The following is a 13,544-nucleotide window of genomic DNA, read 5'->3' as shown; positions in this document are numbered from 1 at the left end:
ACCGGGGCGGCGTGATTGCTCAGGCCCGGTAAGCGCACGCCACCGGGCAATAAACCTTTACTTCGCCAGACGCGCTTCGATGGCGTCCATCAACATCCCGGTGATAGAGATCGGGTATTCCGCTTCAATTTCACGCACGCAGGTTGGGCTGGTCACGTTAATTTCCGTTAAGCGGTCGCCGATAATATCCAGACCGACGAAAATAAGCCCTTTGGCTTTAAGCGTTGGCCCAACGCGGCGGGCGATTTCCCAGTCGCTTTCGCTCAACGGACGGGGTTCGCCGCGACCACCAGCCGCCAGGTTGCCGCGGGTTTCGCCGCCCTGCGGAATACGCGCCAGGCAGTAAGGCACCGGCTCGCCGTCGACGACCAGGACGCGCTTATCGCCATCTTTGATCGCGGGCAAATAGTTCTGTGCCATGCAGTAGCGGTTGCCCAGCTCGGTCAGCGTTTCGGCAATAACGCCTATGTTAGGATCGCCTTCCTTAACGCGGAAAATGGACGCGCCGCCCATACCGTCCAGCGGTTTCATAATGATATCGCCGTGCTTTTCCCAAAACGCTTTGAGCTGCGCTTTATTGCGCGTTACCAGCGTTTCCGGCGTCAGATCGGCAAACCAGGCAGTATACAGTTTTTCATTACAGTCGCGCAGGCTTTGCGGTTTGTTGACGATCAGCGTCCCTTCTTCTTCAGCGCGTTCCAGAATATAGGTCGCATAAATAAACTCGGTATCAAACGGCGGATCTTTGCGCATCAAAATGACGTCCAGATCGGCGAGTTTAATCTCCTGCTCGCTGCCGAACTCGTACCATTTATCGTAATTTTGCTCCACGCTCAACGTTCGCGTGCGGGCGCGGGCTTCGCCGTTAATCAGATAAAGGTTGGCCATCTCCATATAATGAAGTTCATAACCACGACGTTGGGCTTCCAGCAGCATAGCGAAACTGGTGTCTTTCTTGATGTTGATGTGTGCGATGGGGTCCATCACGATGCCGAGCTTGATCATTATTTTCTCCGTTAACGCTTCATCCTAAGTCGCCAAAACGCACCTGTAGCGCGGTAATGGCGGTGAGCGCGGTTGTCTCAGTACGCAGAACGCGAGGTCCTAACAGAATATCAGTAAACTGATAGCGCGCGGTCATCGCGATTTCGTCCGCCGACAGCCCGCCTTCCGGGCCGATCAGCAGTCGGACGCGTTCAACCGGCAGCGGCAGAGTGTTGATGCTGGCATGGGCGCGCGGATGAAGATTGAGCTTCAGCCCGGAATCTTGCTCGGCGCACCAGGCTTCCAGCGCCATCGGCGGGCGAATTTCCGGCACCCGGTTACGCCCGCATTGTTCGCAGGCGGCGATGGCGATCTTTTGCCACTGCTGGCGCTTTTTGTTCAGACGTTCATTATCCAGTTTAACGCCGCAGCGCTCAGAGAACAGTGGCGTAATGAGGCTTACACCTAGTTCGATCGATTTCTGGATAGTAAATTCCATTTTTTCACCGCGCGACATCACCTGGCCCAGATGGATATGTAGCGGCGATTCACGATCGTCGATTTCGCCTTTCATCACTTGCACTTCAACGCTTTTCTTACTGGCGCTAATGATTTCAGCATCGAATACCTGATTACTGCCGTCAAACAGCTGTAACGCTTGTCCCGCTCCCATGCGCAGTACACGACCAATATGGTTGGCCGCATCTTCGCATAACGAAATCTGCGTACCGGACGTCAACAATTCAGGGTGATAAATGCGGGGAATACGCATAATAAAAAAATCCGCGTCATGGCCCCGGCGTTTGGCTATCCAGGGCATGGGTTAACAAGAATCCCGCTAGTGTAGGTTAGCTCTTTCGCGCCTGGCAAGCGCGTTGCACATAGGGATTATGATTACCCTGGACCTTCGCGATACGCGCATCGCGCTCGCACTCCCAGGCGGTAACGGGGTACTGCTTATCCCAGACGTTAAAAAGCTGCGTTTGTTGGCGGGAAAGTTTCAGTTGGTATTGGTCGCGCATATAAAAATAAGTGCGGGCGATTGCGCCACGGGCGCGGGCGGGCGGCTCGGCGAGCTTCGCTTTGAAATCTACTTTCATGGCGCACTGCCCGTACTGACCTTCGCCGCCGTTCCACTGGCTATACATAAAGTTGCCGCGATCGCCATTCACTTCGCCAATCGCGGGTTGCAGGTTATGCATATCGCTTTCCATTTTGCGGTAGACCGGGTCTTTAGCGCAGTTTTTTCGCCCGCCGTCCTGCCAGCACTGGCGCTGATGACCGAATTGCCAGGCGGGGACAACGTGCTCCCACTCAATGCGTCTGGCGCGATTCTCGTTTTTACGCACCTTATAGCCGCAGGACTCCAGGTCTACGACGCCTTTTTTACCCTGCCAGCGGATTTGGCACCCGCAGTAAAAGCTGCCGGGCGCGTCGGCATTGACTTTGACGCTCGCCGCTTTGGCCTGAGAAAAATTGTTAATGCCATCGGCCAGGGCCTGGCCTGAAAACGCTGCGGCCAGCAACGCAGCGGCAAAAGAAAAATTACGGTACATTGCACACTCCATAGCAAAACGAGCCCGCAACGTAACGAAAGTTGTGTCTGTATGCAATCAGTCCGCTCAGGAAAGTTCCCGGACGTTTCGGGAAACTACCCGGCGACCAGTGGTTCGCCGCAGTGAACGCAACGATAAACCGCTTCGCCGCGTACTACCCGATTATGACGGCGGACGGTGAGTTGATGTTGCTGGCATTGGCAATGGTAGGGAAAGGTGTTGCGCCGTACGGATTGCAGCGCAAATTGATGAGTACGTCTGGCCGGAACGCCCAGCACGCTTTCCATCATCCACTTCCATTCCTTGCCATGCGGAGCCTTGCGTCCGAAGTGCTTCCACACCAACAGATGCGCCAGTTCATGCGGCACGACCTCTGCTATAAAGGTGTCGATGTTTTCCAGCAGTAACACCGGGTTGAGGCGGATTTCGTAGCTCTCCAGCCAGGCGGTGCCCGCCGAGGTGCCGCGTTGCGTATACACCAGTTTCGGCTCCGGATAATGTCTATCGAGCTTGAGGTTCGCCTGGGCGAGATTTTCCCGCAGACGGCGCATCACGGCCTGCTGGATAGCGATAGGGAGACGAGGGGTTTTCATAGCGGCAGAGAATAGTGCGACGGAAGAGGGACTGCAAGAAAAACGCTTCCTCCTGTGGCAGGAGGAAGCGTGGAGGGATTAGTCGTGGGCGCCGATTTCGCGCAGTTTACGACCTTTCATCAGGTTACGTTCAATGTGTTCCAGCGAAACGTGTTTGGTTTCCGGCACCAGCCACAGGGTCAGCAGGATAAACAGCACGTTCAGGCCAGCGTAGACCCAGAAGGTGTTGGCGTTACCCAGATTGTTCAGCATGGTCAGGAACGTTGCGCCGACGATCATATTGGCGATCCAGTTGGTCGCGGTGGAGCAGGTGATGCCGAAATCGCGGCCTTTCAGCGGCTGGATTTCGGAGCACAGTACCCAAATCAGCGGACCAGCGCTCATCGCAAATCCAATGATGAACATCAGCAGCATAGCGATAGCGAAGTATTGCGCAGACGGCGAATGGATGCCGATGTGCATCATCGTACCCAGAATCCCCATACCAATCGCCATGACCAGGAAGCCCAGCGTCAGGGTCGGCTTGCGGCCCCAGCGGTCAACCAGGCCGATAGCGATGAAGGTTGCCAGCACGTTAGTCAGACCAACAATAACGGTGCCCCACATCTGCTCCGTGGTATTCGTGTACCCCGCCAGTTCGAAGATTTTCGGCGCGTAATACATGATGACGTTCATCCCGGTAAATTGCTGCATGACCTGCAACAAAATGCCAAGAAACACGGCGCGGCGGAAGTTGCTGTTCTCTTTGAACAGCGCCCAACCGCTCTGTTTAACCTGCAAACTTTCGCGAATTTCATCGAGCTCACGTTTTGCTTCCGCACTGGTGTCACGCAGGCGCAACAGGACGCGTTCAGCATCATGGAAGCGGCGTTTTGCCGCAAACCAGCGCGGGCTGTCCGGCAGGAAGAAGACGCCGATCAGCAGCAGAATGGCCGGGATGATGATCACGCCGAGCATCCAGCGCCATGCGCCGCTGTAGCTGAACGCGGTATCTGACAGATAAGCGCCCAGAATCCCGATGGTGATCATGAGTTGGTACATTGAGATCATACTGCCGCGAATTTTTTCCGGCGCGATCTCGGACAGGTACAACGGTGCAGTGTAGGAAGCGACGCCGACGGCCAGACCCAGCAGCACGCGAGAAATAATCAGGACTTCAACGTTAGGCGCCGCAGCGGAGAACAGCGAACCGGCGACGAACAGGATAGCGCCGATCATCAGGCTTTTTTTACGACCCAGCTTAAAGGAGAGCCAGCCGCTGCCGACAGCGCCGACGGCCGCGCCAAACATCATGGAGCTGACCACCCATTCCTGAGTGTGTGCGGTAATCTGAAACTCGTCGGTAATGAAGGGTAAAGCACCGGCGATAACGCCGATATCCAGGCCAAAAAGTAATCCTGCCAGGGCTGCAAGAAAGCAGACAAAAAATGTCATGGCCTTGTTGGAACGCCCTTGTTTTTTATTGTCAGGCATTATGCCCTCCGGTTGGGTTAGCAATTTTATCGATGTTAAGAGTAGGTGAGTACGCCGTAAAAAGATGTGAGGCTAATCACAATGGTGTAATCGTTTACACTACTATTTATCTCGGTGATTATTTAATTATCTGAAAAATAATAGTTTTAATAATCTTATAACCATATCAATCGCCTGGTATTCAGACAAAGTTGAAAAATTATGTAATATTTTCATCGTAGAATTAGCATACCGATAGTGAGGCGGTCAGTTCTTAATGAAAATGAATGTAACCGCTTTCATGATGACTGAAACTGAATGATAAAAAGTGTAGTCGAAGAAACGAAAGGGGAGAGTGGATTGTGCTGCGCATCACAAAAAGGTCAGTATAAATTCACGCTGGAATATCTGATAACGTTGCGTGTATCAGCAATGATAAAGGCCAGCAGGGCGCTGGCCTTGATAAGTACGGTATGGTTTACCTGGCTGAAAAACAGCGTCAGGCGCGGGCGATTATTTCAGACCGGCAGCATCGCGCAGCAGTTGCGCTTTGTCGATTTTTTCCCATGGGAAGTTTTCGCGACCGAAGTGGCCGTAAGCCGCAGTTTCTTTGTAGATCGGGTGCAGCAGATCCAGCATCTGAATCAAGCCGTACGGGCGCAGGTCGAAGAATTCGCGCACCAGCAGAATCAACTGTTCAGCAGGCACTTTTTCAGTACCGAACGTTTCCACCATGATGGACGTCGGCTCCGCTACGCCGATAGCGTAGGAGACCTGGATTTCACAGCGATCCGCCAGACCTGCCGCCACGATGTTTTTCGCGACATAACGCGCAGCGTAAGCTGCAGAACGGTCAACTTTAGACGGATCTTTACCGGAGAAGGCGCCGCCGCCGTGACGCGCCATACCGCCGTAGGTATCAACAATGATCTTACGACCGGTCAGACCACAATCGCCCATCGGGCCGCCGATAACAAAACGACCGGTTGGGTTGATAAAAAACTTAGTGGACGTATTTAACCATTCAGACGGCAGAATGGGTTTGATGATCTCTTCCATCACCGCTTCTTGCAGCGATTTTTGGTCGATATCTTCTGCGTGCTGCGTAGAGAGAACCACGGCGTCGATACCGACGATTTTGCCGTCGTCATACTGGAAAGTGACCTGGCTTTTTGCATCCGGACGCAACCATGGCAGGGTGCCATTTTTACGCACTTCAGCCTGACGCTGTACCAGACGGTGCGCGTAGGTGATTGGCGCAGGCATCAGTACGTCGGTTTCATTTGTCGCGTAGCCAAACATCAGGCCCTGGTCGCCCGCGCCTTGTTCCAGCGGGTCTGCGCGGTCAACGCCCTGGTTGATATCCGGAGACTGTTTGCCAATTGCGCTCAGTACCGCGCAAGAGTTGGCGTCAAAGCCCATGTCGGAATGCACATAGCCAATTTCGCGCACCGTATTACGGGTAATCTCTTCGATATCGACCCAGGCGCTGGTGGTGATCTCACCGCCAACTAAAACCATGCCGGTTTTAACGTAGGTTTCACAGGCGACGCGTGCTTTCGGATCCTGTTGCAGGATAGCGTCCAACACGGCATCAGAGATTTGGTCTGCAATTTTGTCAGGATGCCCTTCTGATACGGACTCAGACGTAAAAAGGTGTTTTGCCATATTTAATTTCACCTAAGGAGAATTTAGTTAGCTCAAACTGTTGTGCGGAATAGTCATGACAGAAGATTCTACCATGAGTCTGAAGGTCGCTGACACTGGCAGTCTGAGTGTTAATCAGTATGGATGGATTAACATCTGGACGGCTATTTTAGGTCACTTCTTCGCCCAATTTCCAGCTTTTTTTGAAGGCCGTCGCAATGTCGGTCAAAATCAGGCGATAAACGTTTCTGATAATGCTGACATTATGCGCATTTATGCTTTGCTTTTTTTCTGCGTTCTGGGTATAAAACGCGACGCGCGGCTCATACAAAAGCACACGACGTTTTCTTCGTGTCGCCACTTCCAGCCGGGTTAAAACGTTGCTTTGGCTTGTGGGTTCGTCTTACGAGGCGGCCGTGGAGGTGATACGAGATAATGAACCGTTGTATTCTGCTGAATCTGTCGCATCGTTCTGGTGCGCGCATGTCCCCCGCAATCTGCATCTCTGCTTTGCATACCTGCCGATGTTATACCCATCTCGGCGCTTCTCAGGATTCCAGAGCCGGCAATGGCGCTGAAGACTGAACAAGGGCGCTCTTGTTAACGCAAGAGTTTTCTCGTGGTTTCGCCGAACCGTTATCTGTGAGTTCGGTTACGTGTTTACAATGATATGAAAAAGAAACCGGTCGCGCAGGCGGAGCATCAGCGCTATCTGCTGGAAAATCCGCTTGTCTATGGGTTGTTATCGCGTCTTCGGATTGCGATAGTAGTCAACTGTTTTACACTTGCTAATAAAAATTGAGGTTCGCTATGTCTGACGACATGTCTATGGGTTCGCCTTCGTCAGCAGGCGAACAGGGTGTACTACGCTCCATGCAGGAGGTTGCAATGAGCTCCCAGGAAGCCAGCAAGATGCTGCGCACTTACAATATTGCCTGGTGGGGCAATAACTACTACGACGTCAACGAGCTGGGCCATATTAGCGTATGCCCCGATCCCGACGTACCGGAAGCGCGTGTCGATCTTGCCAAACTGGTGAAAGCGCGCGAAGCGCAAGGTCAGCGTCTGCCGGCGCTGTTCTGCTTCCCGCAGATCCTGCAACACCGTTTGCGTTCAATTAACGCGGCGTTTAAGCGTGCGCGTGAATCTTACGGTTATAACGGCGACTACTTCCTCGTTTATCCGATTAAGGTCAATCAGCATCGCCGCGTGATCGAGTCCCTTATCCATTCCGGTGAACCGTTGGGGCTGGAAGCGGGGTCAAAAGCGGAATTGATGGCGGTGCTGGCGCATGCCGGCATGACCCGTAGCGTGATCGTCTGTAATGGTTATAAAGACCGTGAATACATTCGGCTGGCGCTGATTGGCGAGAAGATGGGCCATAAGGTTTATCTGGTCATCGAAAAGATGTCTGAAATCGCGATTGTGCTGGAAGAGGCCGAGCGCCTGAATGTGGTTCCTCGCCTGGGCGTGCGTGCGCGTCTGGCCTCTCAGGGGTCCGGTAAGTGGCAATCCTCCGGCGGCGAAAAATCAAAATTCGGCCTGGCGGCGACCCAGGTGCTGCAACTGGTGGAGACCCTGCGTGACGCCGGGCGTCTGGACAGTCTGCAACTGTTGCACTTCCACCTGGGATCGCAGATGGCGAACATTCGCGATATCGCGACCGGCGTGCGCGAGTCCGCGCGTTTCTATGTTGAGCTGCATAAGCTGGGCGTTAATATCCAGTGCTTCGACGTGGGCGGCGGTCTGGGCGTGGATTATGAAGGTACCCGCTCGCAGTCCGACTGTTCGGTGAACTATGGCCTGAACGAATATGCCAATAACATCATCTGGGCGATTGGCGATGCCTGCGAAGAGCATGGTTTACCGCATCCGATGGTGATTACCGAGTCTGGCCGCGCCGTCACTGCGCACCATACGGTACTGGTCTCTAACATTATCGGTGTGGAGCGTAACGAATACACGGATCCGACTGCCCCTGCTGAAGATGCGCCGCGCGCGCTGCAAAATCTGTGGGAAACCTGGCAGGAGATGCATAAACCTGGCACCCGCCGCTCGCTGCGTGAGTGGCTGCATGATAGCCAAATGGATCTGCACGATATTCATATCGGCTACTCTTCCGGCGCGTTTAGTTTGCAGGAGCGCGCCTGGGCGGAGCAACTTTATCTCAGCATGTGCCATGAAGTGCAGAAGCAACTGGACCCGCAAAACCGTGCGCATCGCCCGATTATCGACGAACTGCAAGAGCGGATGGCGGACAAAATGTACGTCAACTTCTCGCTGTTCCAGTCGATGCCGGACGCGTGGGGAATCGATCAGCTCTTTCCGGTGCTGCCGCTGGAAGGGTTAGATCAGGTACCGGAACGTCGTGCCGTGCTGCTGGATATAACCTGTGATTCCGATGGCGCTATTGACCACTATATCGATGGCGACGGTATCGCCACGACGATGCCGATGCCGGAATACGATCCAGAGAATCCACCGATGCTCGGCTTCTTTATGGTCGGCGCCTATCAGGAGATCCTCGGTAACATGCACAACCTGTTTGGCGATACTGAAGCGGTTGACGTGTTTGTCTTCCCGGATGGTAGCGTCGAGGTTGAGCTGTCGGACGAAGGCGATACCGTTGCGGATATGCTGCAATATGTGCAACTGGATCCAAAAACGCTGTTAACGCATTTCCGCGACCAGGTAAAACAGACGGATCTGGACGATGCGTTGCAGCAGCAGTTCCTTGAGGAATTTGAAGCGGGACTGTACGGTTATACTTATCTTGAAGATGAGTAATTAAGAGTATTCCGCTTGTGGGTCGATTTAATTATTTAAATCGACCCTTTTATATTTTATAAATTCTTAATTATCAGCGGTGCCGCTTCTCTATGTAATTTTATGGGCCTACAATCCCCCTAATAATTAAAAAGGGGGTTAAGTATGAGCAAATTTAAATTTAATGCCGTCATTGTTGGCTTGTTTTTGCTGTTAGGCGGTTGTTCCAGCGGAATGCAATCTAATAATGGCTCTTCATCCGACGTCGGCACCGCCTGGGGCGGCGACGTGCATTCATCGGTACAAAGCGTTTCGGTAGAACGTGCCGATCGAGAACCTGCCGAAATGGTGATAATAAATTACTCCACTCAATATCCGTCAGGTTACGATAAAGTTTATAGTATACGTATCAGCGATCTTGAATATGCTGTGCGCGACGCTAATTTTAATTCGATTCCAATTACTCGTCGCTACAACGCATCAATGGGACAATGGCAATATAGTATTCCTGCAAGATCAGGGATGAACTATCAGTTATATATTCGTAATTACAGTCATGATACCAATTACGAAATCGTCGCAACGGTTGATGGCCTGGACGTGTTGAACGGAAAAGCAGGCTCGCTGAATCATCATGGCTATATTGTTAACGCCGGCGATTCACTGGCGATTAAAGGGTTTCGCAAAGATAAACACACTGAGGCGGCATTCCAGTTCGCCGACGTAGCTGACGCTTATGCGGCCCACTCCGCGCAGGGCGATGTACGCAACATCGGCGTCATCGGCTTTGCCGCTTTTGCATTGCAGGGTAAAGCAACAAATACGCTACCGTCTTGTTCCTCGCAGGCTTTCCCGGCGGACAACAACGGGTATGCGCCGCCGCCCTGCCGCAAATAAACCCGGCATCAAACGTCAAATATGCGTTATGGGAATTAGCGCCTTTCCTGCCGAGTCTGGTGGGGAAGGACTGTGTGACGCGCATAGCCGTAGGTTGCGGGAAAGAAACGACCACTCTCTGGCAGGGAAATTGTTTACCATAAACATTAGGATTTGTTTACACTACCCTCAAGTGGAGCAATTGCTGTCTACATAGGTATGTGCATGGAACAAATTTTAACCAAGCGGCGCTATTTTGATATAGGGCTGCAAATAGAAGAACTACTCTATTCAGGGGTATTTAAAGCTGGCGAGCGACTTCCGGCGGAGAGAGAACTCAGCGAGCGTTTTCAAACCAGCCGCACGACGATTCGTGAGGCGATTATTATGCTTGAGCTGAAGGGGGTGGTAGAGGTTAAGCAAGGCGCAGGCACTTACTTTATTGATAGTCTGGAAAAAATCAATCAAAAAGCGCTCTTGCCTTACTCAGACATTGGCCCCTTTGAATTGCTACAGGCCCGGCAGGTTATCGAAAGTAACATCACCGGTTTTGCCGCTACGCAAATAAGATTTAATGAGCTTAAGCAGCTTAAACGTATTATTGAGCAGCAGGAAAAGCAGATTGGCGGCGACAGCGACAAATTTGAAGAACTGGATCGTCAGTTCCACAATATCATCGCGGAATCCACGCAAAATCGTGTATTAATGAAACAATCTGCCGAGCTGTGGCGGGCTGTCAGGACCGAAAATCCGCGCTGGAAGCAGTTAAACTATAAGTATTTACATAAGAAAGAGTTAAGAATGAAATGGGTGGAAGATCACCGTAGTATCTTCCTTGCATTGCAAAAACGCGATGCTGAGCAGGCCAGACAGGCCTCGTGGACCCATCTTGAAAACAGTAAAAATGAGCTGGTAAAAATCTTCCAACAGGATGATTCGCTGGAAGATTTTGATGATTTTTTCTTCGCCACCTGACGGCTATTTTCAGGCGGATGACATTTTTGTCAGCGATTAACCGGGCCTGCCGCCAAAAACAAGCCCGGAGAGAGGGAATCAGGCTTCGTAAACGCTCAGCTTATCCCAGTCAAACTCTACGCCAATGCCGTAGGTGTCCGGTGCCACGGCGCGATAATTGTCGTCCACCAGCGGATGTTTGGTATATTGATCGATCGGGAAGCTGTGAACCTCCAGTCAGCCAGTCTCGAATGCGGAAACCAGTCTGACGTGTAATTCCTGCATACCGAGCGAGCATACCAAACGACCGCCATTCGTCGACAGACGCGCCGCCTTCAGCCAGCCATTTTCCACAGCGGCAGTTTTTCACGTTTGCCTTTCAAATCCCAAAGAGCGATATCCATCGCAAACGATGCGATGCCTCCGCGACCCACATAGTGAATATGCTATTCCATAAAGTCATAGATATCGTCAATCGCAGCGCCTCTTTCCCTGACAGTACCGGGGCAAGATCGTGGTCGATCATCGCTTTAATTGCATACCCTCCCTTTCCGCCGGTATAGGAATATCCGGTGCCAGTTGAACCGTCTTCCAGCGTAATCGTCGTGGTTACCAGTTCGAAATGGCTATTATGCCATGTTTTGCGTCAACTAAGACCTTGGCCAGAGGGGCTTTGAAAGCTTTGTTTCAACGTGCCTAATCTGCGTCTTCATCAATTTTTTCCTGTGTTCAATCAATGGATTAATTTGCCAATTACGTCTAAAGGCGGCTCACTCCTCATCGCTTTAGCAGCGACCCGGATGATCAAAACCGTAACTGATGTTCTTAGGTTAACGTTGATGCTGATAATAAATTGAGTTCATTAATTCACTAGACAAATTATCAGATTTGGTTTGCTGTATTTCGGGTAATTATTGAATCAATCATGCGTGACATATACGCTCGCAGCGGGCGTGCTATTCAATAAGGTATTGTTTTTCATGGTGTTTAATGATTGCAGTTGTGTGGGTGGTATGCCAATTCGTGGCCGATTTTTCTAATCAAAATCACGCTTTTGTGAATCGTAAAATTTATCCTGACAAGCGTATTTTATAAACAATTGATAAATAAATTATTTTTATTCATTGGCTATTAGTCAGCATACCAGGGTGAAGAACCCGGTGCCGTGAGTGTGATCATATTCACGTATTTTGGTGTGCTGTTTAAGCAGAATTGGTAAACAAAACAGGAGTGGGAAAAATTCATGGACACCATAGCTCGCCAGTTAGACGCCGCAAGGCACCAATTCAAAACGACTTATTCACGTCAGGGAATGGAAGCCAACATCGTACATATTGGATTTGGCGCCTTTCACCGTGGTCATCAGGCGGTTTATAACGATCTCACGAATGAGATAACCGGCAACCGCTGGGGGATTTTTGAACTGAATCTGTTCGGCGATGCGGAGCTGGTGGATGCGCTAAATGCGCAACAGGGGCTGTTTTCAGTGGTGGAAACGTCAGCCAGCGCCATCAATAGTCGCCTGGTTCGTACCATCACCGGCGCGTTGCATACGCCGAAGTCAGGTATTCAGGCGGCGATCGAGAAGCTGACTGAGCCGCAGGTAAAAATTGTTTCGTTGACGATAACGGAAAAAGGTTACTGCACCGATCCACGGTCCAGAACGCTCGATCTCAGCCATCCGCTCATCAAACACGATCTTGCCGATCCTGAACATCCCCGCTCAGCACTCGGACTGATCGTCGAAGCGCTACGGATACGCCGCCAGCAAGGGCTTCCCCCGTTTAGTGTACTGTCGTGCGATAACATTCCGGAAAACGGTCATTTGACCAAAACGGCGATCGTTACGTTTGCCGATAATCTCGATCCGCAACTGGCGGCCTGGATAGCGAAGCATGTCACCTTTCCTGGCACCATGGTCGATCGCATCGTGCCGGCAATGACGCCAGAGCAATTTGACATGATTAAAGACCAGATCGGTTTTGCCGATCCCTGCGGCATCGTATGCGAGGATTTCCGTCAGTGGGTTATCGAAGATAATTTCGTTGCCGGTCGTCCTGACTGGGATAAAGCAGGGGCGATGTTCGTCTCGGACGTGCTTCCCTATGAAGAAATGAAACTTCGTATGCTGAATGGCAGCCATTCGTTTCTCGCCTATAACGGCAGCCTGGCTGGATATGAGTTTATCTATCAGTGCATGGAAGACGACGCTTTTAAAACCGCCGTACATCATTTAATGACGGAAGAGCAGGCAAAATCGCTGCGCCCGAATTTGGCGGTAGATGTACATCAATATGCGCAGTTGCTCATTGAGCGATTCAGCAACCCGAACATTAAACATAAGACCGGACAGATTGCGATGGACGGTTCTCAGAAGCTGCCTCAGCGGGCCGTCGATCCTTATCTGACGCTTCAGGCGCGCGGCGTTAAGGGCGGGGCGTTAGCGACGCTGATTGCGGGCTGGCTCCATTACGTCATTAATACACTCTCTCAGGGGCAGAGTGTGGCCGACCCGCTCAATGATACCTTCAATGCGGCTATTAAAAATAAAAACACGCGATGGGAACAAGCGCTGTCTTTGCTGCAGATAAATAGCATCTTTGGAACGCTGGCCGGCGACAACGCAGACTTTTTAAACGACATTCAGCAGGCCTTTAACCATATTGAGTTACATGGCGTCACGGCCACCATTCACCGTTTATCTTCAAAGGGTTAA

At 51.6% G+C, this 13,544-nt stretch carries 14 protein-coding genes; 7 read left to right on the top strand and 7 right to left on the bottom strand.

The genetic code is table 11. The features are described from left to right. Positions 1-57: 57 nt before the first annotated feature. From gshB to metK, 6 genes are all read right to left on the bottom strand, one after another. A complete protein-coding gene (gene gshB / locus N7E69_RS04565) occupies positions 58-1,005 on the bottom strand; it encodes a glutathione synthase (RefSeq protein ID WP_000593252.1) in 948 nt (315 codons plus the stop codon). Between the two features lie 19 nt (positions 1,006-1,024). Next, on the bottom strand, positions 1,025-1,756 hold the full coding sequence (gene rsmE, locus N7E69_RS04560) for a 16S rRNA (uracil(1498)-N(3))-methyltransferase (RefSeq protein WP_001675718.1): 732 nt from the start codon (positions 1,754-1,756) through the stop codon (positions 1,025-1,027). 76 nt (positions 1,757-1,832) lie between these two features. Next, a complete protein-coding gene (gene endA, locus N7E69_RS04555; protein WP_000286124.1) occupies positions 1,833-2,540 on the bottom strand; it encodes a deoxyribonuclease I in 708 nt (235 codons plus the stop codon). A gap of 95 nt (positions 2,541-2,635) precedes the next feature. Further along, positions 2,636-3,133 (bottom strand): SprT family zinc-dependent metalloprotease, encoded by a 498-nt coding sequence (locus N7E69_RS04550; RefSeq protein ID WP_000856775.1) that lies wholly within the window; start codon positions 3,131-3,133, stop codon positions 2,636-2,638. A 78-nt stretch (positions 3,134-3,211) separates the two neighbouring features. Next, positions 3,212-4,606, bottom strand: a complete 1,395-nt coding sequence (gene galP / locus N7E69_RS04545) for a galactose/proton symporter (protein WP_001113171.1) — start codon at positions 4,604-4,606, stop codon at positions 3,212-3,214. Between the two features lie 492 nt (positions 4,607-5,098). Beyond that, entirely contained in the window at positions 5,099-6,253 is a 1,155-nt protein-coding gene (metK, locus tag N7E69_RS04540; protein ID WP_001062139.1) for a methionine adenosyltransferase, read from the bottom strand. Positions 6,254-6,308: 55 nt separating this feature from the next. Here metK and N7E69_RS04535 point away from each other — a divergent pair, with 55 nt between their 5' ends. From N7E69_RS04535 to N7E69_RS04515, 6 genes are all read left to right on the top strand, one after another. Beyond that, positions 6,309-6,608 (top strand): hypothetical protein, encoded by a 300-nt coding sequence (locus tag N7E69_RS04535; protein ID WP_001576358.1) that lies wholly within the window; start codon positions 6,309-6,311, stop codon positions 6,606-6,608. A 59-nt stretch (positions 6,609-6,667) separates the two neighbouring features. Further along, on the top strand, positions 6,668-6,817 hold the full coding sequence (locus tag N7E69_RS24470; RefSeq protein ID WP_001751809.1) for a hypothetical protein: 150 nt from the start codon (positions 6,668-6,670) through the stop codon (positions 6,815-6,817). An 85-nt stretch (positions 6,818-6,902) separates the two neighbouring features. Next, positions 6,903-7,034, top strand: a complete 132-nt coding sequence (yqgB, locus tag N7E69_RS04530) for an acid stress response protein YqgB (RefSeq protein WP_000729109.1) — start codon at positions 6,903-6,905, stop codon at positions 7,032-7,034. Between the two features lie 8 nt (positions 7,035-7,042). Beyond that, positions 7,043-9,019 carry a biosynthetic arginine decarboxylase gene (gene speA, locus N7E69_RS04525; protein ID WP_001278578.1) on the top strand — a complete coding sequence of 659 codons (1,977 nt, stop codon included), beginning with the start codon at positions 7,043-7,045 and terminating at the stop codon, positions 9,017-9,019. A gap of 144 nt (positions 9,020-9,163) precedes the next feature. After that, the gene (locus N7E69_RS04520) at positions 9,164-9,895 is read left to right on the top strand and encodes a hypothetical protein (RefSeq protein WP_001751808.1); all 732 of its coding nucleotides are present in this window, start codon (positions 9,164-9,166) and stop codon (positions 9,893-9,895) included. Between the two features lie 153 nt (positions 9,896-10,048). Next, on the top strand, positions 10,049-10,849 hold the full coding sequence (locus N7E69_RS04515; protein WP_001576357.1) for a FadR/GntR family transcriptional regulator: 801 nt from the start codon (positions 10,049-10,051) through the stop codon (positions 10,847-10,849). A gap of 314 nt (positions 10,850-11,163) precedes the next feature. Here N7E69_RS04515 and N7E69_RS24465 read toward each other — a convergent pair whose 3' ends face one another. Then, positions 11,164-11,232 carry a mandelate racemase gene (locus N7E69_RS24465; RefSeq protein ID WP_001675272.1) on the bottom strand — a complete coding sequence of 23 codons (69 nt, stop codon included), beginning with the start codon at positions 11,230-11,232 and terminating at the stop codon, positions 11,164-11,166. 839 nt (positions 11,233-12,071) lie between these two features. Here N7E69_RS24465 and N7E69_RS04505 point away from each other — a divergent pair. Continuing rightward, positions 12,072-13,544, top strand: coding sequence for a mannitol dehydrogenase family protein (locus N7E69_RS04505; protein WP_000379525.1), 1,473 nt, complete (start codon positions 12,072-12,074; stop codon positions 13,542-13,544).

Source organism: Salmonella sp. 3C (genome assembly GCF_025426275.1).
In the GTDB taxonomy this organism is placed as follows: Bacteria; Pseudomonadota; Gammaproteobacteria; order Enterobacterales; family Enterobacteriaceae; genus Salmonella; species Salmonella enterica.
This window is presented reverse-complemented; position numbering and strand designations above follow the sequence as displayed.

What these genes read in the sequence shown, in the direction of transcription:
- gshB (WP_000593252.1), bottom strand. Translation starts at nt 1,005, where the DNA reads ATGATCAAGCTCGGCATCGTGATGGACCCCATCGCACACATCAACATC.
- rsmE (WP_001675718.1), bottom strand. Translation starts at nt 1,756, where the DNA reads ATGCGTATTCCCCGCATTTATCACCCTGAATTGTTGACGTCCGGTACG.
- endA (WP_000286124.1), bottom strand. Translation starts at nt 2,540, where the DNA reads ATGTACCGTAATTTTTCTTTTGCCGCTGCGTTGCTGGCCGCAGCGTTT.
- N7E69_RS04550 (WP_000856775.1), bottom strand. Translation starts at nt 3,133, where the DNA reads ATGAAAACCCCTCGTCTCCCTATCGCTATCCAGCAGGCCGTGATGCGC.
- galP (WP_001113171.1), bottom strand. Translation starts at nt 4,606, where the DNA reads ATGCCTGACAATAAAAAACAAGGGCGTTCCAACAAGGCCATGACATTT.
- metK (WP_001062139.1), bottom strand. Translation starts at nt 6,253, where the DNA reads ATGGCAAAACACCTTTTTACGTCTGAGTCCGTATCAGAAGGGCATCCT.
- N7E69_RS04535 (WP_001576358.1), top strand. Translation starts at nt 6,309, where the DNA reads ATGACAGAAGATTCTACCATGAGTCTGAAGGTCGCTGACACTGGCAGT.
- N7E69_RS24470 (WP_001751809.1), top strand. Translation starts at nt 6,668, where the DNA reads ATGAACCGTTGTATTCTGCTGAATCTGTCGCATCGTTCTGGTGCGCGC.
- yqgB (WP_000729109.1), top strand. Translation starts at nt 6,903, where the DNA reads ATGAAAAAGAAACCGGTCGCGCAGGCGGAGCATCAGCGCTATCTGCTG.
- speA (WP_001278578.1), top strand. Translation starts at nt 7,043, where the DNA reads ATGTCTGACGACATGTCTATGGGTTCGCCTTCGTCAGCAGGCGAACAG.
- N7E69_RS04520 (WP_001751808.1), top strand. Translation starts at nt 9,164, where the DNA reads ATGAGCAAATTTAAATTTAATGCCGTCATTGTTGGCTTGTTTTTGCTG.
- N7E69_RS04505 (WP_000379525.1), top strand. Translation starts at nt 12,072, where the DNA reads ATGGACACCATAGCTCGCCAGTTAGACGCCGCAAGGCACCAATTCAAA.